Genomic DNA, 24892 nt, shown 5'->3' on the forward strand with positions numbered 1-24892 from the left:
CTATGTTTTCTAAAAATAAAAAAATAGATAAGTTATTGACACTTTATGTGCCGCTCGGTATGTTGTTAAGTTTTACCCTTTTCCCGCTCTATTGGACGATCAATACGGCGTTCAAGCCTGAGGGAGATATTATGAAACGTCCGCTGGAATATGCGCCGCTTAATCCGACAGTGGAAAACTTTGTGATGGCGTGGAATAATGTCGGGTTTGCCACATTCATGAAAAACAGTTTGATCGTCGGCATCAGTACAGTAATTGTTGTATTAATCTGTTCAACATTATCCGGCTATGCATTGGCCCGTTATCAGTTCAAGGGAAAACGCGCTTTTATGCTGATGCTGTTATGTACGCAATTTATCCCGAGATCAATGATGATTATCCCGTTATTTATCATTTTCAAAAATTTAGGGCTGATCAGCAGTCCACTCGCTCTAATTATTACGTATACGGCGATTGAGATTCCGTTTACGACCATATTGATGAGCGGGTTCATCGCAAACGTTCCGAAAGAATTGGAGGAAGCGGCGATGATTGATGGGTGTACGAAACTTCAGTCCATCCGTCATGTCGTGTTCCCGCTGCTGCTTCCAGGTATTGTCGCAACAGGGGTGTTTACATTCATTTACACATGGAATGAATTTTTAATTGCCTTAATGCTCACGAATCGTCAGGACCGGTTCACCTTGCCGGTCGGTCTGAGTACGATGATGGGCGAATTCAATGTCAACTACGGTGCGTTGGCAGCAGGCAGTGTCATTGCCTTAATTCCGGCAGTAATTTTATTTGCATATGCACAAAAGCATTTAGTCAATGGTATGGGTGGAGCAGTAAAAGGTTAATTGTACATGAATTTATAAGGGGTGAAGGTTGATGTTCAAAAGCAAGTTCAGAAAATCGATAGCAGTAGGTACGATCGCAACAGCGTTATTATTGGCCGCTTGCGGGGATGATGAGTCGGCAGGTAAAAAAGAGGTATCAGCAGAAAACGGAAAGCCGGTAAAAATTACGTTCTGGGATGAAAATGCCGGACCGCAGCGAACACCGATTTGGGAGGAATTAATTTCCCGATTTGAAAAGGAAAACCCGATGATTGATGTGGAGTATGTCGGATTACCGAAAGACTCGGCAAAATCAAAAATGGATGCGGCCATTGCAGCGGACGATACGCCGGATTTGGCATCTGTCCAAACGAGCTGGTTACCTGAATTCTTGATTCGTGAAGCATTACTGCCATTAGATGATTATTTTGCTGATTCAGAGCTGAACGGTATGATCAATGAAGGGGCACTGAATTTCAATAAGGACATCGTAGCGGATAAAAAGCTATACGGAATTCCTTATACACAAAACCTGGATATCCTTTGGGTACGCAAAGACTGGTTTGAAGAAAAAGGAGTAAAGATTCCTGAGACTTGGGATGAATTTTATGCGGCTGCAGAAGCAATGACGGATAAAGCGAATAATCGCTACGGCTATACAATCCGCGGCGGAGCAGGCGGATCATTCCAAATTCAGCGTATGATGTATGCGTACAACGGGTTTGAAAATTATTTGATGGAAGACGGCAAAGCAACGATCAATGATTCGAAAAACGTCGAGTTTATCGAAAAGTATTTATCGTTATATGAAGACTACACACCGAAAAGCGATATTACAAACGGCTATAAAGAAATGATCGCCGGCTTTGATACAGGTGTAGTGGCAATGGTACAGCATAACATCGGTTCATTCGGTGAGCACAAGGAAGCATTGGAAGAAGGACAGTTCCAGGCGATTCCACTGCCTAAATCGGAAGACGGCAATTACGTGGCGGAAGGCGGAAATACGATCGGTATTTCAATTTTCAACGGGACAGATAATCCCGATGAAGCATGGAAATTTGCAGAATTCCTGAACTCGGCAGCTAGTCAAAGTTTCTGGAATGAGCAAGTCGGTCAGATTCCGACGAACAGTGACGTGTTAAAAGAAGACTGGATTCAAAATTCGCCTCATATTCAAACTGCATTTGAAGTGTATGATGATCCGAACACAGTTCTTTATAAGCCGCCATTCTATTTACCTGAATACCGTTCAATCCTGGATGGTACGGTCGATGCGGGAATCCAATCGGTAATGAGTGGTAAAGCGTCAGCACAGGAATTTTTAGATGAGTGGGCGGGTGCGATGGAAGCTGCGCAAGCTAAATACTCAGAGCACTTCGGCAAATAATACAAAAAAAGGGTGCGGTGCTTTAGCCACACCCTTTGTTTTTTGAAATTTACAAACGACGCTAAAGCTAAAGGAGAGGGCACAAATGAGAACGACATCCGAAAATATTACGGTTAATACACCGCTTGCACTGGCGGAAAAAGCATGTAAGGCAATTATGGATACGTATACACCAGATCAGCTGCCACCGGCGAATTCCTTCCACTATCATCAGGGGGTATTTTTATACGGTATGCTTCGTGTATGGGAAGCGACAGGTGACCAGCAGTATTTTGACTATATGAAAGGCTATATCGACAGCCTGATCGACGAAGAAGGTAACTTATACTTTGCACGGGATGAGCTTGATTCTGTTCAGGCAGGCATTTTACTGTTCCCTTTGTATGAACAGACAAAAGACCGTCGTTATTTAGTTGCTGCGAAAAAACTTCGTCATTTGCTGTATTCGATTAATCAGACAACAGAGGGTGGCTTTTGGCATAAAGATAAATATCCTTATCAAATGTGGCTGGACGGTTTGTTCATGGCGGCACCGTTTATGCTCATGTACAATGAGCATTTTGTCGAGGAAGAGCTAGTGCTGAATGTCGTTCGCCAGGAAAAACTGATGCGCGCACATATGAAGGATAAGAATACAGGCTTACTGTTCCATGCGTGGGATGAGAAAAAGGCGCAACCATGGGCGGACAAAGAAACAGGGTGCTCCCCGGAATTTTGGGGACGTTCTGTCGGCTGGTATGGTACTGCACTTGTCGATATTTTGGAATTGATCAACGGTTCAAGAGGGCAGGAAGAGATGGAACAATCGCTAAAAGATTTAGTGCCTGCTATTACGAAGTTTCAGGACGAAGAAACGGGCTTATGGTATCAAATTGTTGATAAAGGAGACCTTGATGATAACTGGCTGGAATCTTCCTGCTCGTCCCTGTTTATTTACTTCATCGCAAAAGCGATTAAACTTGGCTTGGTTGATGATTCCTATCAACAAGTAGTAAATAAAGCGTATGACGGACTGATCGAGCATATGGTCGATGTGCAGGAGGATGTAGCCAATCTAAAAGGTATCTGCATTGGCACATCCGCAGGGGTGTACGATTATTATGTGGACCGCCCAACTTCCGAAAATGATTTGCATGGCATGGGCGCATTCATCCTAGCAAGCATGGCGTTGCACGACATTAAGGCAAAATAATAATAGAAACGGAAAGGTACCCGGTTTATAGGGTACTTTTTTCTTGACTTCAAAAAATAAATGTAAAGTAATAACATGTTTATGTTAGAATAATTAGAAAATATAGAAAATAATTGTAGAAACTGCGTTACTCTTCTTGTATGCGTTTTATGTATGAAATATCATCTCCTTAAAAGAGAATGGAATGTTTGGTAGGTGGGGCATCTGGAACGACTGAGGACATTTTTGTATAAATATATTTTTCACTCTTTTAAAACAACGATGAATATGTTGTTTTTGCCGATTGTAATTTTATGTATTTTAGTGACGGGTGGTGTATCGACTTACATCGCAACGGCACAAATTGAAGAAAATACGTATCAAAGTATGAACGATACGATTTATCAAACGAAAAATTATTTAGACCACACCCTTTCGGATCTGTTTTCGCAGCTTGTGTCCATTTCCTATGATTCACGGCTGGTCAGTTTACTGATGAAGGAGCAGGAGCAGATTGTACCGGAAGATTACATTCCGATTGATAAAAACCTGCAGATCATTTACGGGCGGTACAGTACCATTTTGGAGTCGGCTACGATTGATCTGAACGTAGGGGAATTTTTGATTTATCAAAGTGAATTTACGAAAAAACCGGTCATTGACTATGATGATTTTTTCGTGAATTACAAACCAAACAGTGAAAATTTCAAATGGAAAAATGTGCATGAAGACGCAGCATTTCATACCGGGAATTCGGTGATGTCGATGTACAAGCTTTTGGAACTGAATGAGCTGGAGAAAAAAGGCATAGTGCTCTTTAATATTCGCGAAGAATTTTTCGGAAAGGTGCTGAGTCGATCACTCATCGGGGAGAATGGTTATTTGGCGCTTATTTCCGAAGACGGGATCTATCAGTCGAAGGAACTTGAGTCGAAATATACGCTTGATGACAAGACTTTTCAGAAATTGCATCAATTATCAAATCCAAAAGACCAAATTACATATACAAATGAAGACAATGAAGAAATGATTGTCATATACGATACGCTAGAGTCGAACGGATGGAAAATCGCAGCGATTGTGCCTGAAGATGATCTGTTGAACAAAGTGGAGTATATAAAAATATTCGCATTGTTTTTAATTATCATCATGATCGGTCTCGTTGTCTTTGTGACGAATATTTTCATTTCCTATATGTCGAAACCGTTTCAGAAATTGGCGAAACAGATGGATCTCGTCAATGAAAACCATCTTTATTTGGAAGAAAAAATATCAGGACCGAAAGAGATGCGTGTGTTGAACCGTGGTTTTATCGAATTGATCGACCGGATAAATGTGTTGATGGACCAGGTGATTTTGGAGCAAGAAGAAAAACGCCAACTGGAATTTGCTATTATGCATGCACAAATTAATCCGCATTTCCTCTATAATACGCTTTACTCGATTAAGGGGCTCTGTGACATGGGCATGACAAAAGAAGCGAGCCAGATGGTCACGGCATTATCGAACTTTTTCCGTATCGGGATTAGTAAAGGGAAGGAAATCATCTCGGTTAAAGAAGAAATTGAGCATATCGAAAATTATTTGATTATCCAGGAGATGCGTTACGGGGATGATTTTACGTATGAAATTGAAGTAGAGGAAAGCATTTTGGATAATGAGATTGTCAAACTTTCGTTGCAGCCGTTAATTGAAAATGCGATCTATCATGGCGTAAAGCAAAAGCGCGGCCAAGGAAAGATTGTGATTAAAGGATACCGGGACGCAGATCGTATTTACATGGATGTAATAGATAACGGCTCAGGAATTTCCGAGGAAAGGCTTGAAGCGATTCATGCGGAGCTGCAGCTGACTTACCAAGATCAGAAGCAATATATCGGAATTGGCATAAAGTCTGTCAATGACCGAATTAAAATGCAGTACGGGGAAGCTTACGGACTCACAATCCGAAGTGTATATGGAGAAGGGACATCAATGATTATTACTATTCCGGTGACAACAGGGGGGCTTGACTAAGGATGTATAAAATAATCGTAGTAGAGGATGATCGCATTATTCGTCGAGGCATTTGCCAGACGATTCCATGGGGAGAGAATGGAATAGAAGTGGTAGGAGAAGCAAGTGACGGGGAAATGGCACTTGAACTGATTGCACAGCATCAGCCGCATCTCGTCATTTCAGATATTAATATGCCTTTTTTAAATGGGCTCGATATGGCGCGTCAATTAAAGGAAATCAGTCCGCAGACAAAATTTATATTTTTGACGGGTTATGAGGATTTTAGTTACGCACAGCAGGCGGTACAGTTAAAAGCATTCGATTACTTATTGAAACCGGTCGATTCGGAACTGCTGCTTGAAAAGGTGAAGGAAGCACTCGCGGAATGGTCCGAAACGTTTTCGAATGAACAATTGCTGGTAGAGTCGCGTGCAATACGCCAGCAGAAATTTTTCAAACAGCTCATGACGGTTGGTGAAACGGAGACCGATATTGAAAAAGGGCTTGCTGAATTGGATGTTCACTTGGACGGGACATTTTATTCTGCCATTATTGTGCATGACGGATGTGAAGGAAAGCTGCAATCGTCGCTTGATAAAGAAATTGTTCTGAATACATCAACGCAGATTGATCAAGACAAATTTCATCTATTATCTGTCACGGACAATGAATGGGTGCTGCTGATCGGTCATGATGAAACGGTGGAAGCTGTTGGCCTGGCAACCTTTTTGCTTGAGCAGCTGCCGGATGTGACATTGGCGTATGGGCGTCCGTATACGAATTTGTTTGAAATTGGCCGTTCGTTTGTCGAGGCTAAAATGGCGTTGGATTTGCGCTATATTCTGGGGACTGGCAAACTGTTTTCAATCGATGAAAAAGTGACAAGCGGCGAGCAATCAGCGGAAAGTTTAAAAGCGATTGATACGAAACTGATTGCACAGATTAAGCAAGGGGTTCCGGAAAAAGTGGAGGAATTGCTTGAAGAATTTCATGACGCAATCATCGACTATCAATCGCTGTCTCTAGCAGATCTGAAAGTGATGACGTTGAAATATGCGACGCTGTTATCATTTGAAATCGACCGCTGGAGTAAAGACGAAGCATCGACCTATTCCGCTCATGTATATCAGGCTGTTATGGAAATGAATTCACTGCACGACATGATGCAAATTATCCGGGAGCTTATTCAACAGTGGTCGGAAATTCTTTATCAAAAAGAGGAAAGTAAGTTTAAAAGCCATGTTGATTTGGCGATCTACTATATGAATGAATATTATTCGGACAGCAACTTAACATTGCAGAAACTGGCTAAAATGATTCATGTAAGTGCACCGTATTTAAGCAATCTGTTTAAACTCGAAAAAGGGTTTAATTTTGGCGATTATTTATTGGAATTGCGCATGAAAAAAGCGATGGAACTGCTGCGAGAAGAAAGTTTGAAAACTTATGAAATTAGCGAGCAGGTAGGGTACAGTAATCCGCAATATTTCAGCATTTGTTTTAAAAAATACACGGGCCATACGCCGGCCGAATTTAAAAAGAAACTGAATCCGAATGTCAGCTAGCGGTTAAAGATGCCGCTAGCTTTTTTTATAGCCCGGGCTGAAGCCGAGCTTATGTGTACAAATATTTAAGAAAAGCGTTTGATATTTTAAGGACATCCTTACGTAACATTGTAAACACTTACATCGTTTTTTATAATCGGGTTGTAACAATATTCAGAAAACAATAGCGAAACTTAGGGATCACAGACCTGAATGATTAAAACTGTTTATTAACCGGAGGAGGTAGTCAAATGGAAACACGTTATGCCAATCATCCTGAAGAAATTAAACGCTATAATACGGACGAATTGCGTCAGCATTTTTTAGTGGAAACACTTTTTGAACTTGGAAAGGTACATTTAACATATACACATGTCGACCGTATGATTTTTGGCGGGGTGACACCAGCTGATACGGAACTGACGATTGAACTGGATAAAGAATTGGGCGTGAGTTACTTTTTAGAACGCCGTGAACTGGGCATCATCAATATCGGTGGTGATGGGGTTGTCGTATTGGATGGTATTGAATATGACATGCAGCGCCGAGACGGTTTATATGTTAGCCGTGGTACGAAACAAGTGCTGTTCCGATCAAACGATGCGGCAAATCCGGCGAAATTCTACATCAATTCCACACCGGCGCACCATACATATCCGACGGTGAAAATTGACATTAACAACATCAAACCGTTAGAAGCAGGTGCACCAGGTACATTGAATGAACGGAAAATCTATCAATATATTCATCCGAATGTTTGCGAGAGCTGCCAGTTGCAGATGGGCTTGACGATGCTATCACCGGGCAGTGTATGGAATACAATGCCTGCTCATACGCATGAACGCCGTATGGAAGTGTATTTATACTTTGATATGGAAGCGGATACACGCGTTTTCCACTTTATGGGCCAACCGGACGAAACACGTCATCTTATTTTGAAAAATGAACAGGCGGTAATTTCCCCAAGCTGGTCGATTCATACAGGCACAGCGACAAGTAACTATACATTCATTTGGGGAATGTGCGGCGAAAACATTACGTATGACGACATGGACCATGTAAAAATGGAAGATTTACGATAAGCGAATGGAGGAACAATAGATGACACAGGATGTAGCCGGTTTTTCATTGGATTACTTTAGCTTAAAAGGGAAAATTGCGATTGTAACAGGCGGCAATAAAGGGTTAGGTCAGGCATATGCGGTCGCATTGGCAAAAGCGGGAGCAGATATTTTTGTCATCGCACGCAGCGCAGACTGGAGTGAGACAGAACGTCTTATCAACGAAACAGGCCAAAAAGCAACATTTTTTCAAGCTGATTTAAGCGATCGTACGGTCATCAAACCAGCTGTAGAAGCTTGCCTGCAAGAGTATGGCACAGTGGATATTTTAGTGAATAATGCCGGTACGATCCGTCGTTCGCCATTATTGGATTACGAGGAAAAAGACTGGGATGCGGTTATGGAAATTAACTTAAACTCCCTCTATCTGTTAAGCCAGGAAGTCGCGAAAGTAATGGTAGAAAAAAAGAGCGGGAAAATTATTAATATCGCCTCAATGCTTTCATATCAGGGCGGCAAATTTGTTCCGCCATATACAGCGAGCAAACATGCCGTTGCCGGTTTGACAAAGGCATTCGCCAATGAACTGGCAGAGCATAATGTGCAGATTAACGCGATCGCTCCAGGCTATGTGGCGACAGATAATACGGCACCAATTCGCCAGGATGAAAAGCGCAGTGCGGAAATTTTATCCCGTATTCCTGCAGGACGTTGGGCTACGACTGCAGACTTGATGGGATCGGTCGTTTACTTGGCAAGCCGTGCTTCGGATTATACGAACGGTCATATTTTAGCTGTTGATGGCGGCTGGCTGGCAAGATAACGACTAAAATTAATACGAAATCATAAGCCGTATCACGCCATGCTGATACGGCTTTTACTAAAGGATGTGGGGACAATGAAAGTAAATTTAGGTATTCGTGCACATGATGTGGAAGCAAAAAACTTACACGAGCTTGCTGCAAACGTAGTGCAAAGAGGATTTTCTGCAGTCCAGCTTGCACTTGCAAAATCCATTACGGAATTTTCAACAAGTACAGGTTCATTATCACCAGGGTATGGTCATTATGTAAAATCGATTTTTCAGCAGCATGATGTTCGGATCGCTGTTTTAGGCTGTTACATTAATATGATTCATCCGGATTTACCTGAAAGACAGAGGCAGCTCGATCGTTTTAAAGAGCATATCCGTTTCGCACGTGATTTCGGCTGCACTATTGTCGGAACAGAAACGGGCAGTGTTATTCCATCACTCGGTTACAGCGAAGATAATTTTACTGAGGAAGCTTATATAGAAGTGGTGAAAAGTGTGCGTGAGCTCGTAGAAGAGGCCGAAAAGTTTGGTATCATCGTCGGGGTTGAAGGCGGAATCAATCACCCGATTCATACACCGAAACGGATGAAGCGATTACTGGAAGATGTACCGTCTCCGAACCTGCAAGTCATTTATGACCCAGCGAATTTTATGAGCTTGGATAATGTCCATGAACAGCATTCTGTCATGGAGGAAGCGTTCCAATTATTCGGTGAACGGATAGTTATTGTTCACGCAAAAGATTTCATCGTAGACAATGGAGAAATTACGATGGTACCAGTTGGGACTGGACAGCTGGATTATAAATATTTGTTGCAACGACTGAAGAAGGAGAAGCCGTTCATCAACATTCTTTTGGAAAATACACGCGACCCCCATCTTACCGACAGCATTCGTTATATACAAGGACGGTATGAACAAGCTAAAAGAGTGCAGTAAAGAACGAAATAGCACATCATACACCATATATTATAAGATTTTATACAATTATCTAAAAATTTTAAATTATTTCTGAAAGCGTTTTCTATTACTATTAAATTAAGAAGCACATTAGCAATGTTCACGTGGAATCGATTGAGGGGGTAAGGAAATGGCAGAATTAAAATTAAATAATATTTATAAAATTTATGATAATAAAGTAACCGCTGTTGATAATTTTAACTTGCATATCGAGGATAAGGAATTCATCGTTTTTGTAGGTCCTTCTGGTTGCGGTAAATCGACAACTTTACGGATGATGGCAGGCTTGGAGGAGATTTCAAAAGGGGATTTCTATATTGATGATAAGCGTGTCAATGATATCGCACCAAAAGACCGTGATATCGCCATGGTATTCCAAAACTATGCGCTTTACCCGCATATGACGGTTTATGATAACATTGCGTTTGGTTTAAAATTACGGAAGCTGCCGAAGTCGGAAATCGATGAGCGAGTACGCAATGCGGCGAAAATTTTGGGCATTGAAAATTACTTGACTCGTAAACCGAAAGCTTTATCTGGTGGACAAAGACAGCGTGTTGCATTGGGTCGTGCCATTGTGCGGGATGCGAAGCTGTTCTTGATGGACGAGCCACTGTCAAATCTGGACGCAAAGCTGCGTGTGCAAATGCGTGCGGAAATTATTAAATTGCACCGTCGTATTGGCACAACGACAATTTATGTAACACATGACCAGACAGAAGCGATGACAATGGCGAGCCGTATTGTCGTGATGAAGGACGGTATTATTCATCAGGTAGGGGCACCGAAGTATATTTATGATAATCCTGAAAATGTGTTTGTTGGCGGCTTTATCGGTTCACCTTCCATGAACTTTTTAAATGGTCGTGTAGAAGATGGTTATTACCAGCTGGGAGACAGAAAAATTATAATTCCGGAAGATAAAATGACGATGCTTCGTAAGCAAGGTTATGTCGGGAAGGAAGTTATTTTAGGAATTCGTCCTGAGAGCTTTTTCGTAGGGGAAGAGACGGCGGAGCTTGATCCTTCTGTTGTATCTCAATATGAAATCGAAGTTGCGGAGTTAACAGGTTCTGAAATTATGCTGTATTTCAAAATCGGCGATCAGGAAGTTGTCGCATTGACGGATGCCCAACACACAATTGAAGCAGGACAAAAAGTCAATTTTGCTGTAAATACGAATAAAATGCACTTCTTTGATAAAGAAACAGAAATACGTATTCGTTAATAACGGAAGCAATAGTGAAGCTTCTAACTTAATAGAAGAAATGAGGCTGTCCAAAAGTCATTTACTTTTAGGACGGCCTTTCTTTCAACAATTACTTGTATGAAAGCAGGGGGAAAGCTCGTGGAACGAAACTATATTTTCACTTTAGGGGATGCACTGATCACATTTAATCCGGTGGCTACAGGTCCGTTACGTTATGTTGATTCATTTGAACGCAAGTTAGGCGGGGCAGAACTGAATTTTGCCATTGGCTGTGCCAGATTAGGACTTCCCGTCAAATGGATGAGCCGATTAGGCGGGGATGAATTTTCGAAATATATTTATAATACAGTGCGCGGTGAAGGAATCAATATGGAATATGTGAAGCATGTATCCGGCTATCCGACATCACTTAATTTTAAAGAAATATTGGAAAACGGCTCTGGTAAGACGTTTTACTACCGCTATCAGTCACCGATTTTAACGATGACCGAAGAGGATATTGATGAATCAATGTTCGATGATATTGCGTATGTTCATCTGACGGGCGTGTTTTTGGCCATTGCACCGCAAAACCTGCAAATTGGACTGTCCATTTTACGAATCGCAAAAGCAAAAGGCATTCCGGTTTCTTTTGATCCGAACATCCGCTTGAAGCTTTGGACATTGGAGCAAGCAAGGGCTGCATATTTTGAGATTTTCCCGTATGTCGACATTTTATTAACCGGGCTGGACGAAATCGAGATGATTATCGATACTATGCCATTTGAACAGTTTGTTGCACAGTATAATATCTCCGAACTTGTCATAAAGGACGGCGCGAATGGTTCGAAAGCTTATGTAGATGGACACTGGCATAATGCCGAACCTTTTCTCGTCAAACCTGTCGATACGGTTGGTGCCGGAGACGGGTATGATGCGGGCTATATTTTCGGTCTAATGAACGGTTATGACATGGCCGAGCGTCTGCGCTTTGCGAATGCTGTTGGTGCGATGGTAACAACGGTAAAGGGAGACAATGAAGGCTTGCCGGAATATACGGATGTGGAAGTATTTTTAGGACAGAAAACGTTAGTCGAAAGGTAAGGGGTCCGATGAAAAAATATGAAGTGATACACCAACTGAAAGAGCATAAAATTGTTGCGGTCATTCGCGGAAACTCGGTGAACGAAGCGACAGAGATAATTCAAGGCGCTGTACAGGGCGGAATCCGCCTTATAGAACTTACATATACAACACCGTTTGTTCAGGACGTATTTCAGGAGATCCGCTCTTTAGATGCGGTCATAGGCGCTGGAACCGTTCTGGATTCGGAAACGGCACGACATGCAATTATATGCGGAGCGAAATTTATTGTCAGCCCAAGCTTTAATGCGGACATCGCAAAATTATGCAACCGCTACGGCGTGCCCTATTTACCGGGGTGTATGACTTTAAATGAAATAATAACGGCATTGGAAGCAGGCTGTGATATCGTAAAATTGTTCCCGGCGAACCATTTCTCACCCGACTTTATCCGAACGGTGAATGGACCGTTGCCTCATGTGGAAATAATGCCGACAGGCGGGATAAACGCCAACAATATGCAGGAGTGGCTGGAGGCAGGTGCTGTTGCTGTAGGCATTGGCAGTGATTTAACGAAGGCCTATGCAATTGGTGGAATAAATGCTGTTGTAGCTGCGAGTCAGGAGTATTGTGGGAAGCTATGATTTGGAGCTTCAATATTTAGGAGGAAATATAGCATATTTATATGTATGGAGGCATTTTAAGTCTTGCTGGGCTTGTGAAAGAAAAATGAATTTCTAACGGACTCCTTTTTGTTCTAAGTTTTATATTTTTAAAATCAACTGAATTTTTTCATACCTAAAATCCTTGAGATTCAAGGGTTTTTATTTTTGACCACCTTATTGTATGTGAACTGTTGTTTTAATTAGTCATTTTCTAATCCTTACGGGTTGTAAAAAATTCATAAGCTGTTTACATTTAGTTAAAAAATATTGAGATATTAAGAAAGCGATATAATGAGTGGGAAAAGTGTCTTTTTTCACGAAGAACAAGGGCGCATTATTATTGTTTTATCAGTATAATATTTCCATATATTCGTTTGAGTGTAAGAAGTTCACGCGATGCTAAGCAAGAACTCAAATGGAACAGGGGGAAATTTATGAAAACAACGCTGCAGTTACCTTTCCAGCTAAAAGGCTTTTTGGAATTGGGAGATGCTGTACTGATCACAGACAGTAACCATATTATTTTGGATGTCAATGATACATATCAAAAGGTAACCGGTTTTGAAAAAAGTAAAATAATCGGTGTGAAAGCAGGTTTTATTAAATCGAATCTTACGAATAAAGAAACATATTGTTCAATGAAAGATTCCCTAAAGCAACAGATCCCTTGGTCAGGAATTTTTGTGAATCGAAAGAAATCGGGGGAACTCTGGCATTCGTCAATTACAATCACTCCTTTCAAGATAGGGAATGAATTATATTATATTGGTATTTTTCGCGCGTTAGAGCAGTTGGAAGAAGGGTTATATATATCGGAAGACAAAAAAATTGAAGTGCAGAGAGAGCTTTTGAAAGTGCTGGCCATCTCTTGTGAAATTCGTGATCCCGGAACGGAAGAGCACTTGATAAGAGTACAGGCATTAACGGAAAAACTTTTGAAAGCATACAATGAGAAAAATAACCTTCAATTAGAACCTAATTATATGAACAATGTAATTCATTCCAGTATATTGCATGACATCGGGAAAGCGGGTATGCCAGAAGGAATTTTATATAAACCTGGAGCATTGTCCATTTACGAAAGAAAAATAATTGAAATGCATCCGTTAACAGGTGCCGATATTTTAAATAAAATGTCGAAGGAAATCAATTATGATTTTATAAAGAGTATGGAAGTCGCAGAAAATATTATTTTGTATCACCATGAAAAATGGGATGGGACAGGCTACCCTTTCCAGTTAAAAGGTGAGCAGATTCCATTTGAAGCAAGAGTCGTATCAATCGTCGATGTGTTTGATGCGTTAACGACGCGCAGACCGTATAAAGATTCTTGGCCAGAAGGAAAAGCACTGGCATTTATTGATGAAAACAAAGGGAAACATTTTGACCCGTTAATTGCGGAAACATTTATCAGCCTGTTTTAAATATGGGTCCGGTATTAAACCGGACTCATTACTTTTAAGATGAAATTTTTTAATAGTGTTGCTAACATATTAGAAGTTCTTGGCAGCTTATTAGAAGATCGCACTAACTTATTAAAAAACCGGGGCACAAGATCATTAAAACTTTGTGATTGCATATTAGAAATTGTGGTCTGCAGCTTATATTAGAACTTTCCCCGATATATTAGAACATCCGACTCACATATTAGAAGTTCTCGGTAGCTTATTAGCAGACCTGGTCTTCCGTCAATATTTCGGACAAACGTTAAGAGACTTTTTTTGCTACCGCCCTTCGGTTGCTCTGCTTTTCATCCCTCCATGCCCAGACCTGGGCATGGAGGGATGAAAACCCTGTAAGAGAACTTTATGAGGCATTTTGACAAACGGGCTCCTGTTGATTTCTCTCAAATTGGTTTGGTGATAAATAACCGATTGTTGAATGACGTCGTCGTTCATTGTAAAAGTTTACGATATATGACTCCACGCTCTTTCTTGCTTCTTTTTTGGATTCGAAACGGTGACGATAGATCCATTCTTTTTTGATTGTGGCGTGGAAGGATTCAATACACGCATTGTCATAGGGATCTCCTTTACGACTCATGCTAATTTTAATCCCATGTTCTTTTAAAGTTCTTGTATAGCTTGTGGCACAATATTGTGCACCTCGATCTGAATGATGAACTAATCCTTTTTCGGGTTTTCGAACTGCTAAAGCATGCTTCAAGGCTTGATCTACTAATGTTTCTTCCATATGATCTGCGATGGCCCAGCCGACGATTTTACGAGAATATAAATCCATGATTGACGCAAGATACACCCACCCCTCCAGTGTTCGGATATAAGTTATATCTGCGACCCATACTTTATTTTTCTCTTTTACTTGAAATTGGCGTTTGACTAGATTCGGATAAATAAATTGATGGTGATTGGAATCCGTTGTTCGTTGAACAGTTTTCGGGATTACGGCACTTAACCCAAGGTTTCGCATCATATTCGCAATTTTCTTTTGCGAACAGACATACCCTAAACTCGCTAAGTCTTGCGCAATTCGAGGGCTACCGTATGTACCAAAACTCCTCGCATACGATCGATGAATCTGATGGGCAATTTCTGTATCACGTACTTCTTTTTCCGATAAGGGCTGTATCTGTTTTTTACGCCAATCATAATAACCGCTTTTTGAAACCATCAATACTTTACACATCATCGCAATGCCAAAGTCGTTTTTATGCTTTTCAATGAATGCATAAATCACTCGGGGTTTTTCGCGAAGATGTGCATAGCCTTTTTTAGAATTTCATTCTCTTCTTCCAAATCACGTAACTTCTTATCAAACGCTGCCTGCAACTTATCTACTTCGCTAGAAGTAAAGTAACGTGTGACATCCTGATTTTTCGATTCACGATAATCTTTAATCCATTTATGGATCGTTGAAGATCCAATTTCAAACTTAAATGCCAGATCTGAAACTTTTGCGCCATCTTCTAAAACAGACTTTAAAATGTATTCTTTTGTTTGTGTGTCTAATCGTTTACGAGTTTGTTTTTCTTTCATCGGTTCCACGTCCTTTTTTAGATATCTTAATCTTAAAGTGTCTCTTAAGACGTGTCCATTTTTTATACTAACCTCAGACCTCAACCACTTATTTGAATATTGACGACTTATATTAGAAGATCGGTGTTTTATTAGAACTTTTTCGGGTTTATTAGAACATCGCACCAATTTATTAGAAACACAGAAACATAGTAAAAATTAGTAGTGAAAGGGGAGGAAAACAAAAAACCAGTCACCGGTATGGCTACCGGAAACTGGCTGTTTCTTCTTCATACTATATAAAAGCTTTACTATAAATTAAGCTGTCTTCTTAATCTGCAACGCCATTGCTGCACCGAAAAATTCATAATGAATCTTCTCAGCTGGTACACCGAGCTCAACTAAGTATTGGATCACCGTTTCCATGAATACTGTTGGACCACATACATAGACTTCCATACCAGGAACTAGGAATTCCTCAATTTGCGCTTTTGTAATATAGCCGTCTATATCTGAATAAACCGCTTTATACTTACCGTCTGTCGCTGCAACGTTTTCTTCGATTGTTTCTTTAAATGCCGCTACATTTTCGTTGCGAGCACATTGAATAAATGATGCTTGGCGACCTTCCATTGTTTTCAGCATTCCTTGTAATGGCGTTACACCAACACCACCGCTGATAAATAGAACAGGGCTTTCATTTTCTACTAATGTGAACACACCTGCAGGAGCACTTACATCCACTTTAGTGCCGATTTCTGCGTTATGAAGGAAGTTGGAAACAATTCCGTTCGGTGTTACATCATCTTCACGTTTTACAGAAATGCGGAAATAATCTTCCGAACCGTCTGTTAATGTATATTGTCGGTTCATTAAGTATTGTTCACCAGGTACTTGTGTACGTAATGTAATGAATTGACCAGCTTTAAAGGCAGGCAGTTTTTCGCCGTTAACTGGTTTTAAGTAGAAAGATTTGACTGCTTCGCTTTCTTCCACAACTTCTGCAATTGTAAATTCTTTGAATGCGCGCCATCCTCCAGCATTTTCTGCTGCTTTGTATAAATCTTCTTCAACTGAAATGAATACATCTGCAATGACGCCGTATGCTTTACCCCAAGCGTCGATAATTTCATCTGTTGCCGCATCTCCAAGAACTTCTTTAATCGCTTCTAATAAATATTTGCCGACAATCGGATAATGCTCCGGTAAAATACCTAAACTTACGTGTTTATGGGCAATTTGAACAACAGCCGGTACGATTGCCTCCAAGTGATCGATGTGAACTGCTGCTGCATAAACTGTGTTTGCTAAAGCTGTTTGCTGACGATCTTTCTTTTGGTTTGTATGATTAAAAATGTTCAGTAATTCCGGGTTTTCTCTGAATAGGTTTGAATAGAAAGTTTTAGTAATCGCTAATCCGTGTACCTCCAATACAGGTACTGTTGATTTGATTGTATCAATTGTTTGTTGTGCTAACATACATTGCACGTCCCCTCAAAATTGGTTAGTTTATTTCTTGCACCATCAATATACTGCTAAAAAAAATTTAAAGCAATATCAAAAATACATCTTTAACAGATCTGTCACAAACATATATAGAAAATACATCTTTAACAAATTGGACACAAAATATTATAATGAATTCATCGACAAACATAAGCCGTTCTATTCGAACATTTTATTTAAAATGTTATACTTAAGTTGAAGAAAGATGGTGAACAGCGTGCGGTTAACAGTATATACAGATTATTCTTTACGTACGCTCATGTATTTAGGTGTACGGGGCAGAGAAAATTTAGTTACGATTCAGGAAATTGCAGATGCGTATCAGATTTCCAAAAACCATTTAATGAAAGTTACGCATGATTTAGGAAAACTTGGCTATATTGAAACGATTCGCGGACGTGGTGGCGGTATTCGTTTGGCAGTGGAACCTGAACAAATTAATATCGGTGAAGTCGTGCGCAAAACGGAAGATGACTTCCACCTAGTTGAATGTTTTAATCCGGAAGGGAACCTTTGCAAAATATCACCCGAGTGCAGGCTGAAATTTGCTTTACAGGAAGCATTAAAAGCATATTTGGCTGTGCTTGATACCTATACATTGGCGGATGTGCTCGTATCGAAAGACATTTTAAGTGAATTATTCGGCATTACCCAAACTAGTAAATAAATATTTACTAGTTTTTATATACATAAAAATAAGAAAATAAAGAGGGAAGCTATGAAAAAGACAGTTTTTATTACAGGTGCGACAAGCGGTATTGGACGCATCATAACAGAAATGTTAGTAAAAAAAGGACACACCGTTTATGCAACTGGAAGAAATGACAGTGCCATCAACTATTTAAATGGGATCGGAGCGGTTGCCTACAAAGCGGATTTAACAATTCCATCTCAGATAGATGAAGTCGTATCGCAATTGCCGCCAATCGATATCGCGATTTTAAATGCCGGATTAGGCTACTTTGAAAGTGCGGTTGATTTAGCGGACCGGGAAATCGATCAAATGTTAGATGTGAATGTACGTGCGCCGATTTACTTGGCAAAACGTCTCGCACCGGCAATGATTGCAAAGAAGAACGGCCACTTTATCTTCGTTGGTTCACAGGCGGGCAAGGTCGCAACGAAAAAAGCAAGTGTATATGCAGCGAGTAAACATGCAATTACCGGCTTTGTGAATGGCCTTCGACTGGAGTTGGCAGAATACAATATACATGTTACGGGGATTTATCCGGGACCGATCGATACACCATTTATTCAGAAAGCCGATGCAACGAACGCTTATAAGGAAGCAATCGGAAAATTTCTACTACCGCCTGAAAAAGTAGCGAAAGAAGTTGTCGATTCAATCGAGAAGCGTCCTCGAGAAGTGAATCTACCTCGTATTATGAGTGTAACGAGTAAATTATATGCGGTAGCGCCAGCACTTGTAGAATTTGTAGGCAAAGGTTTCTTTAATAAGAAGTAAGTGTGAGAGCATTCGATTTTTCAGTCATAAAAATTGAATTGCTCTCTTTTGTAATCTGCTGCAATTAATAGCATATTTATGCATGAACGAGAGCTTGTGAAAACTTCACGAATGAATGTTTTTAGATTGTATCAAAAAGTGAAAAAATTTATATAAATGCAGTTGCGTTTATTTTTATAACGTGTTACTATTCGTGTATAAACTATTAATTCAATGTATAAACATACATCATTTGGGGGCAATTAACATGGCGAACAAGAAAGTCGTATTAGCATATTCAGGTGGTCTTGATACATCAGTAGCAATTCCGTGGTTAAAAGAACAAGGTTGGGACGTAATCGCAGTATGTCTTGATGTTGGTGAAGGTAAAGACTTGGAATTTATCCGTAATAAAGCACTTCAAGTAGGTGCTGTTGAATCATATATGATCGATGCAAAAGATGAGTTTGCAGAAGACTTTGCATTAATTTCACTACAAGGTCACACTTGGTATGAGCAAAAATATCCATTAGTTTCTGCATTATCTCGTCCATTAATTTCTAAAAAATTAGTAGAAATCGCAAATGAAACAAATGCCGATGCAGTAGCACACGGTTGTACTGGTAAAGGGAATGACCAAGTACGTTTTGAAGTATCAATTAAAGCATTAAATCCGGATCTTGAAGTATTAGCACCTGTACGTGAGTGGGGCTGGAGCCGTGACGAAGAAATCGAATACGCAGCAAAACACGGTGTTCCAATTCCGGCAACACTCGATTCACCATTCTCGATTGACCAAAACCTATGGGGCCGTGCAAACGAAGCGGGTGTCATGGAAGATCCTTGGGTTGCACCACCAGAAGAAGCTTACGGTTTAACAGTTTCATTGGAACAAGCACCGGATACTCCGGAATATGTGGAAATCGAATTCGTTGAAGGTAAACCAGTTTCTATTAACGGTATTCAAATGAAACTAGCAGACTTAATTCAAGAATTGAATAAAATTGCGGGCGAACACGGTATTGGCCGTATCGACCACGTTGAAAACCGTCTAGTTGGTATTAAATCTCGTGAAGTATACGAAATTCCAGGTGCGAAAGTGTTATTAACAGCGCATAAAGAATTAGAAGATATTACATTAGTAAAAGAATTGGCGCATTTCAAACCAATCATTGAACAAAAACTATCTGAAATCATCTATAACGGTCTTTGGTTCAATCCAATCCGTACAGCTCTTGAAGCATTCTTAAAAGAAACGCAAAAGTATGTAAACGGAACAGTTCGTGTAAAACTTTACAAAGGTCATGCGATTGTTGAAGGACGTAAATCTCCAAATTCTCTATACTCTGAAGAATTGGCGACATATTCAAAAAATGACCAATTCAACCACGCTTCTGCTGTAGGCTTTATCGAATTATGGGGTATGCCAACAGTTGTAGCATCAGAAGTAGCAAAAAGCACAAAAGAAACAGTAAATAAATAATTAGATATACGGTTAATGAAGTGAGCGATTCGGAACCCGAGTCGCTTCTTCTATTATGAGGAACATAAGTTGAGGAGTGAAACTACTATGGCAAAATTATGGGGCGGTCGTTTCCAAAAGTCTGCAGAAAGCTGGGTTGACGAGTTCGGGGCATCGATTGGCTTTGATCAGCAGTTAGTATTGGAAGATATTGAAGGATCTGTAGCGCATGTCACAATGCTTGGAGCACAAAATATTTTACCAAAAGAAGATGTCGAGAAAATTCTGGATGGTCTGGCACAATTAAAAGTAAAAGCCGAAGCAGGTGAACTGGAGTTTTCAGTTTCAAATGAAGACATCCATTTAAATCTTGAGAAGATGCTGATTGATTTGATCGGTCCTGTTGGCGGGAAGCTGCATACTGGACGCTCACGTAATGACCAAGTAGCAACAGATATGCACTTATTTTTAAAGAAACGTGTACCTGAAGTGATCGGATTAATCGAACATTTCCAAAAAACGATTATCGAGCAGGCGGAGCAGAATGTGGACACGATTGCTCCTGGCTACACGCATTTACAGCGTGCGCAGCCGATTAGTTTTGCCCACCATTTAATGGTGTACTTCTGGCAGCTGCAACGTGATAAAGAGCGTTTTACAGAATCAATGAAACGTATTGATATTTTACCTTTAGGTGCCGGAGCGATGGCAGGTACAACATTCCCGATCGACCGTCTAAATTCGGCTGAACTGCTTGGATTTGCTGAAGTATATGCCAATTCAATGGATGCGGTAAGTGATCGTGACTTTATCGTCGAATTTTTATCGAATTCAGCACTATTAATGACACACTTATCACGTTTTGCGGAAGAAATCATTATTTGGTCGACAGATGAATTTAAATTTATCGAGCTGGATGATGCGTTCTCAACGGGTTCATCCATTATGCCACAAAAGAAAAACCCGGATATGGCAGAGCTGATCCGCGGGAAAACTGGCCGTGCATACGGGAACTTAATGGGGCTGTTAACAGTTTTAAAAGGTACGCCATTAACATATAACAAAGATATGCAGGAAGATAAAGAGGGCATGTTCGATACGATGGAAACCGTATTAGGCTCACTGAAAATCTTCGAAGGTATGGTTCGTACGATGACGGTCAACAAAGCTCGTCTACACAGTGCTGTACATTCAGACTTTTCAAATGCGACAGAGCTTGCGGATTATTTGGCGACAAAAGGAATGCCGTTCCGTGAAGCACATGAAGTAACAGGGAAGCTTGTATTTACATGCATCCAGCAAGGAATTTACCTACTGGATCTGCCATTGGAAGAAATGCAGAAAGAATCTGCGTTAATTGAAGAAGATATTTATGCAGTACTTGCACCGGAAGCTGCTGTCAGCCGACGTAATTCATTGGGCGGTACAGGTTTTGAGCAAGTAGCACTTCAAATTCAAAATGCGAAACAGCTATTAGTTTAACAATGGATGTCCTGTAGAAATTTTTACAGGACATTTTTGTTCCTTTTTTTGGTACTTTTTCTTAGTCAATTTCAAAATTAGCAGTATAATAATAGGTAACTTAAAAAGAAAGGTGTCTTTTTATGACGAATGCGAAGACTTCACAAACATGGGTGCTTACTTTATTTGCACTGGGCGTATTTATGGCGGCACTTGACAATGGGATCATCAGTGCAGCTCTCACTACAATCAACAGCTCATTCAATGTTGAAGCAAACTGGGGAGCTTGGGGTGTCACGTTGTATACTCTTGGCTTGGCAATCAGTGTCCCGATTGTCGGGAAACTCTCGGACCGTTATGGACGTAAAAAACTGTTTATTGTTGAAATTGCGTTGTTTGGTCTTGGATCTCTGCTCGTTGCACTTAGCCCGAACTTTACGTTTTATTTAATTTCCCGCTTTATCCAGGCAATGGGCGGCGGCGGTATTTTTATTATCGGTACTTCATATGTCGTGAGTACACTGCCAGCAGAAAAGCAAGGGAAAGCACTAGGATTGCTTGGCGGGATGAACGGGGTTGCCGCAGTGTTAGGTCCGAATATCGGAAGTGTCATTTTGGATCTCACAGGCAGCTGGCATTGGCTGTTTTTAATCAATGTGCCGATCGCAATTTTTCTTGTGATCATGGGTTTTCTCAAACTGGAAGAAACGAAAGACGCAGCACCTGGCAAGCTCGATATGACCGGTACGGTACTGCTTTCCATTGCAATTTTAGGAATTATGTACGGACTGACTAATATTGAGGGCATCAACTTTTTCAGCTCGTTGATCGAACCAACCGTATATCCTTATTTACTAGCTGGAATTATTGTTCTTGTTATCCTTTATTTCTATGAAACTCGTCTTGAGCGTCGTGGAGGAGACCCGATTTTACCGGTAGCGTTAATGCGTCAGCCTACTTATTTACTGACATTGCTGCTAGGTCTTCTATCTGGTGCAATGCTTGCTGCGATGATTTTCATTCCGGCCTTTTCAGAACAAGTATTGGGTATTAAATCCGAACATGCGGGTTACTGGATGACACCACTTGCACTAGCTGCAGGTATTGGGGCAGCGGTTGGCGGTATTCTAGTCGATAAACGTGGCCCGGTATTAGCTGTTCTGTTTTCCGGTCTCGTTGCTGCAATTGGCTTTTTCCTGTTCCCGACATGGATTGATGCAAAATGGCAGTTTGTCATTGCTTCCGTAATTGGCGGTGTCGGCATGGGCGTTCTTCTAGGAGCACCACTGAACATTTTGGCAACCGAAAAACTCGAAGCAAATAAAGGGACGGCATTAGCGTCACTCTCATTAATTCGAACAATCGGGATGACGATTGCGCCGACAATTTATGCAGGATTTATCGCGCGCGGATTCAGCGAAATCCCATCACTATTTAAAAACGATTTCCAAGGAATTTTGCAGCAAAATGTACAACAGGCAAATTTATCGGAACAGGCCACTGCAGAACTTGCTCAAGTGGGCAGTCAGTTCGCTGCGGGCGGTCAGTTTTCCGAGGAACAAATGATGACGGTCGTTCAAAATATCCAGGATCCGACGTTAAAAGAAGTCATTTTGAATTCTGTTAATGAAGTAACGGTAATGGCAGCGCAAAACGGCTATGGCGGACTATTTTACTCGGCAGTCATAATTGCCATTTGTATTTTTGCATTAGGACTGATTTTAAAACCGATTCGAAAAAAATCATTGGAAATATAAAAAAGTGTTTTAGGTTGAACGATTTGGGGTAATTTATCATTAGACTCATGCAAAGCTTGTGTGGGTGTGAAGTCTCTCCCCCAATAGTAGACTTACAAAAAGTGTCCTTTTGCGCATAAAAGGGCATTTTTTGTTGTCTAAAAGCGGTGCGTTTATTTTCCGGTAGGCTCAAATTAGAATAATCACAATGTTTTGCGTTATAATTAGCAGCAACAGCATGAAACTTTTCATGAAAATTTACGTAAATACTAGTAATACATAGAATGGGGGAATCGTACATGGCTGAAAATCCATTATTTGAAGATTTAAATAAACGTGCTGAGCAAGAGCCGGCACCAACAACTGATATGATCGAACAACCACAAAAACAACTCGTTTCGCAACAGGAGTTTTCTCAAATCCGCCAGCGTCAGGAACAGTTAAAACAACAGCCGCAAGTTCAACAGCTTGCAGAAAAAATAGACGTGAAAAATCAAATTGCCGTTCTCGAATTCGGTAAAGAAACGGCTCAGGGTATTTCAACATTTTCAGACCGTATGCTCGCAACGATTAAACAGAGCAACCTGGAAAAGTCGACAACATTACTCAACAATCTAAATAAAATTATGGACCGTTTTGATCCTCAGGATTTCCAGGAAGAGCAGAAAAAAGGCTTCCTAAAAAAACTGTTTTCAAAAAGCAAAGAGCAGTTGGAGCGCATTTTATCCAAATACGATACGATGAATAAAGAAGTCGATGTCGTTTATAACGAAATTCAGAAGTACGAAGTGGAAATGAAACGAAATACCGTGCAGCTGGAACAAATGTATGATGAGAACCTCAACTACTTCCATACTTTAAGCGAGCACATTGCGGCAATCGATATTAAAGTAAACGATTTGCGTCAGCAATTGCCAGCATTATCGGCAAAAGCGGATTCCGGTGACCATGAAGCGATCATGGAGCTTGAAACGGTTACTCGCGGAATCGAGTTACTGGAGCAACGAGGCTACGATCTTGAAATGGCTCAGCAAGTATCATTCCAGTCGGCACCGCAAATTCGTTTAATGCAGCAAGGCAACAACCATTTAATCGGGAAAATTAACTCCGCATTCGTGACGACAATTCCAATTTTCAAACAAGGTCTGATCCATGCCGTAACAATGCAGCGACAAAAGCTTGTTTCCGATTCGATGGCTGAACTGGACCGTCGAACAAATGAAATGCTTGTACGAAACGCGGATAATGTGCGACAAAATTCGGTGAACATTGCGCGTCAGGCAGGCAGTCCGAGCATCAAAGTCGAAACGATCGAAACAACGTGGAAAACGATAATTTCCGGTATTGAAGAAACAAAACAAATTCAGGCAGAAACAGTGCGCAATCGTGAAGAAGGACGTAAGCGTATTGAACAATTGCAGCTTGAGTATGAGAAATTAAAAAGTATGTAATAAAATAATGCAGGCATCGAGTATCTTTTGCTCGATGCCTTTTATCATTTTTGGAACACTGACTTGTTTTTTGAAGATGTGAATCTTTTATTATACTCAATAATAGGAGGGCTGGGGGCAGCCATCTAATGTGGTATACACCTATTATCCGATAAATATATATT

General features: G+C 40.6%; 21 protein-coding genes. 18 read left to right on the forward strand and 3 right to left on the reverse strand.

Going from position 1 to position 24892, the window contains the following annotated elements; genetic code table 11:
* Positions 1-2: 2 nt before the first annotated feature.
* The 12 genes from MKY07_RS08340 (at position 3) to MKY07_RS08395 (ending at position 14117) form a co-directional block, all read left to right on the forward strand.
* On the forward strand, positions 3-839 hold the full coding sequence (locus MKY07_RS08340; protein WP_339264402.1) for a carbohydrate ABC transporter permease: 837 nt from the start codon (positions 3-5) through the stop codon (positions 837-839).
* Between the two features lie 31 nt (positions 840-870).
* Positions 871-2208 (forward strand): sugar ABC transporter substrate-binding protein, encoded by a 1338-nt coding sequence (locus MKY07_RS08345; protein WP_339264403.1) that lies wholly within the window; start codon positions 871-873, stop codon positions 2206-2208.
* An 85-nt stretch (positions 2209-2293) separates the two neighbouring features.
* Positions 2294-3400, forward strand: coding sequence for a glycoside hydrolase family 88 protein (locus tag MKY07_RS08350; RefSeq protein ID WP_339264404.1), 1107 nt, complete (start codon positions 2294-2296; stop codon positions 3398-3400).
* Positions 3401-3625: 225 nt separating this feature from the next.
* Complete coding sequence (locus tag MKY07_RS08355) at positions 3626-5395, forward strand: sensor histidine kinase (protein ID WP_339264405.1); 1770 nt, start codon at positions 3626-3628, stop codon at positions 5393-5395.
* A gap of 2 nt (positions 5396-5397) precedes the next feature.
* Positions 5398-6942 carry a response regulator gene (locus MKY07_RS08360; protein WP_339264408.1) on the forward strand — a complete coding sequence of 515 codons (1545 nt, stop codon included), beginning with the start codon at positions 5398-5400 and terminating at the stop codon, positions 6940-6942.
* Between the two features lie 230 nt (positions 6943-7172).
* Positions 7173-8003: a 5-dehydro-4-deoxy-D-glucuronate isomerase gene (gene kduI, locus MKY07_RS08365; RefSeq protein ID WP_008407839.1), complete on the forward strand. Its 831-nt coding sequence runs from the start codon at positions 7173-7175 to the stop codon at positions 8001-8003.
* 19 nt (positions 8004-8022) lie between these two features.
* Positions 8023-8805 carry a 2-dehydro-3-deoxy-D-gluconate 5-dehydrogenase KduD gene (gene kduD / locus MKY07_RS08370; RefSeq protein ID WP_008407838.1) on the forward strand — a complete coding sequence of 261 codons (783 nt, stop codon included), beginning with the start codon at positions 8023-8025 and terminating at the stop codon, positions 8803-8805.
* A 75-nt stretch (positions 8806-8880) separates the two neighbouring features.
* On the forward strand, positions 8881-9735 hold the full coding sequence (locus MKY07_RS08375; RefSeq protein ID WP_008407836.1) for a sugar phosphate isomerase/epimerase: 855 nt from the start codon (positions 8881-8883) through the stop codon (positions 9733-9735).
* Between the two features lie 151 nt (positions 9736-9886).
* Positions 9887-10984 (forward strand): sn-glycerol-3-phosphate ABC transporter ATP-binding protein UgpC, encoded by a 1098-nt coding sequence (gene ugpC / locus MKY07_RS08380; RefSeq protein WP_339264410.1) that lies wholly within the window; start codon positions 9887-9889, stop codon positions 10982-10984.
* A gap of 120 nt (positions 10985-11104) precedes the next feature.
* Positions 11105-12049 (forward strand): sugar kinase, encoded by a 945-nt coding sequence (locus tag MKY07_RS08385; protein ID WP_339264411.1) that lies wholly within the window; start codon positions 11105-11107, stop codon positions 12047-12049.
* Positions 12050-12057: 8 nt separating this feature from the next.
* Complete coding sequence (locus tag MKY07_RS08390; protein WP_339264412.1) at positions 12058-12672, forward strand: bifunctional 2-keto-4-hydroxyglutarate aldolase/2-keto-3-deoxy-6-phosphogluconate aldolase; 615 nt, start codon at positions 12058-12060, stop codon at positions 12670-12672.
* 455 nt (positions 12673-13127) lie between these two features.
* Positions 13128-14117 carry an HD domain-containing phosphohydrolase gene (locus tag MKY07_RS08395; protein WP_339264414.1) on the forward strand — a complete coding sequence of 330 codons (990 nt, stop codon included), beginning with the start codon at positions 13128-13130 and terminating at the stop codon, positions 14115-14117.
* A gap of 382 nt (positions 14118-14499) precedes the next feature.
* Here MKY07_RS08395 and MKY07_RS08400 read toward each other — a convergent pair whose 3' ends face one another.
* From MKY07_RS08400 to hmpA, 3 genes are all read right to left on the reverse strand, one after another.
* Entirely contained in the window at positions 14500-15390 is an 891-nt protein-coding gene (locus tag MKY07_RS08400) for an IS3 family transposase (protein WP_156732622.1), read from the reverse strand.
* The gene (locus MKY07_RS08405) at positions 15387-15689 is read right to left on the reverse strand and encodes a transposase (RefSeq protein ID WP_065217046.1); all 303 of its coding nucleotides are present in this window, start codon (positions 15687-15689) and stop codon (positions 15387-15389) included. Before MKY07_RS08405 ends, MKY07_RS08400 begins: the two co-directional genes overlap by 4 nt.
* A gap of 297 nt (positions 15690-15986) precedes the next feature.
* Complete coding sequence (gene hmpA, locus MKY07_RS08410) at positions 15987-17147, reverse strand: NO-inducible flavohemoprotein (RefSeq protein ID WP_008407829.1); 1161 nt, start codon at positions 17145-17147, stop codon at positions 15987-15989.
* 244 nt (positions 17148-17391) lie between these two features.
* On the opposite strand from hmpA, the gene MKY07_RS08415 reads away from it, so the two are divergent.
* From MKY07_RS08415 to MKY07_RS08440, 6 genes are all read left to right on the forward strand, one after another.
* A complete protein-coding gene (locus MKY07_RS08415) occupies positions 17392-17841 on the forward strand; it encodes an Rrf2 family transcriptional regulator (protein ID WP_179946239.1) in 450 nt (149 codons plus the stop codon).
* A gap of 51 nt (positions 17842-17892) precedes the next feature.
* Positions 17893-18639, forward strand: coding sequence for an SDR family NAD(P)-dependent oxidoreductase (locus MKY07_RS08420; protein ID WP_339264416.1), 747 nt, complete (start codon positions 17893-17895; stop codon positions 18637-18639).
* Positions 18640-18886: 247 nt separating this feature from the next.
* Positions 18887-20101 (forward strand): argininosuccinate synthase, encoded by a 1215-nt coding sequence (locus MKY07_RS08425; protein ID WP_339264417.1) that lies wholly within the window; start codon positions 18887-18889, stop codon positions 20099-20101.
* Between the two features lie 87 nt (positions 20102-20188).
* Positions 20189-21562 carry an argininosuccinate lyase gene (gene argH / locus MKY07_RS08430; protein ID WP_339264418.1) on the forward strand — a complete coding sequence of 458 codons (1374 nt, stop codon included), beginning with the start codon at positions 20189-20191 and terminating at the stop codon, positions 21560-21562.
* 122 nt (positions 21563-21684) lie between these two features.
* Entirely contained in the window at positions 21685-23298 is a 1614-nt protein-coding gene (locus MKY07_RS08435) for an MFS transporter (RefSeq protein ID WP_339264419.1), read from the forward strand.
* A gap of 278 nt (positions 23299-23576) precedes the next feature.
* Positions 23577-24728 (forward strand): toxic anion resistance protein, encoded by a 1152-nt coding sequence (locus MKY07_RS08440; RefSeq protein WP_339264420.1) that lies wholly within the window; start codon positions 23577-23579, stop codon positions 24726-24728.
* Positions 24729-24892: the final 164 nt, after the last annotated feature.

The sequence above is a fragment of the Solibacillus sp. FSL W7-1472 genome, from assembly GCF_037969775.1.
In the GTDB taxonomy this organism is placed as follows: domain Bacteria; phylum Bacillota; class Bacilli; order Bacillales_A; family Planococcaceae; genus Solibacillus; species Solibacillus silvestris.

What these genes read in the sequence shown, in the direction of transcription:
- MKY07_RS08340 (WP_339264402.1), top strand. Translation starts at nt 3, where the DNA reads ATGTTTTCTAAAAATAAAAAAATAGATAAGTTATTGACACTTTATGTG.
- MKY07_RS08345 (WP_339264403.1), top strand. Translation starts at nt 871, where the DNA reads ATGTTCAAAAGCAAGTTCAGAAAATCGATAGCAGTAGGTACGATCGCA.
- MKY07_RS08350 (WP_339264404.1), top strand. Translation starts at nt 2,294, where the DNA reads ATGAGAACGACATCCGAAAATATTACGGTTAATACACCGCTTGCACTG.
- MKY07_RS08360 (WP_339264408.1), top strand. Translation starts at nt 5,398, where the DNA reads ATGTATAAAATAATCGTAGTAGAGGATGATCGCATTATTCGTCGAGGC.
- kduI (WP_008407839.1), top strand. Translation starts at nt 7,173, where the DNA reads ATGGAAACACGTTATGCCAATCATCCTGAAGAAATTAAACGCTATAAT.
- kduD (WP_008407838.1), top strand. Translation starts at nt 8,023, where the DNA reads ATGACACAGGATGTAGCCGGTTTTTCATTGGATTACTTTAGCTTAAAA.
- MKY07_RS08375 (WP_008407836.1), top strand. Translation starts at nt 8,881, where the DNA reads ATGAAAGTAAATTTAGGTATTCGTGCACATGATGTGGAAGCAAAAAAC.
- ugpC (WP_339264410.1), top strand. Translation starts at nt 9,887, where the DNA reads ATGGCAGAATTAAAATTAAATAATATTTATAAAATTTATGATAATAAA.
- MKY07_RS08390 (WP_339264412.1), top strand. Translation starts at nt 12,058, where the DNA reads ATGAAAAAATATGAAGTGATACACCAACTGAAAGAGCATAAAATTGTT.
- MKY07_RS08395 (WP_339264414.1), top strand. Translation starts at nt 13,128, where the DNA reads ATGAAAACAACGCTGCAGTTACCTTTCCAGCTAAAAGGCTTTTTGGAA.
- MKY07_RS08405 (WP_065217046.1), bottom strand. Translation starts at nt 15,689, where the DNA reads ATGAAAGAAAAACAAACTCGTAAACGATTAGACACACAAACAAAAGAA.
- hmpA (WP_008407829.1), bottom strand. Translation starts at nt 17,147, where the DNA reads ATGTTAGCACAACAAACAATTGATACAATCAAATCAACAGTACCTGTA.
- MKY07_RS08420 (WP_339264416.1), top strand. Translation starts at nt 17,893, where the DNA reads ATGAAAAAGACAGTTTTTATTACAGGTGCGACAAGCGGTATTGGACGC.
- MKY07_RS08425 (WP_339264417.1), top strand. Translation starts at nt 18,887, where the DNA reads ATGGCGAACAAGAAAGTCGTATTAGCATATTCAGGTGGTCTTGATACA.
- argH (WP_339264418.1), top strand. Translation starts at nt 20,189, where the DNA reads ATGGCAAAATTATGGGGCGGTCGTTTCCAAAAGTCTGCAGAAAGCTGG.
- MKY07_RS08435 (WP_339264419.1), top strand. Translation starts at nt 21,685, where the DNA reads ATGACGAATGCGAAGACTTCACAAACATGGGTGCTTACTTTATTTGCA.
- MKY07_RS08440 (WP_339264420.1), top strand. Translation starts at nt 23,577, where the DNA reads ATGGCTGAAAATCCATTATTTGAAGATTTAAATAAACGTGCTGAGCAA.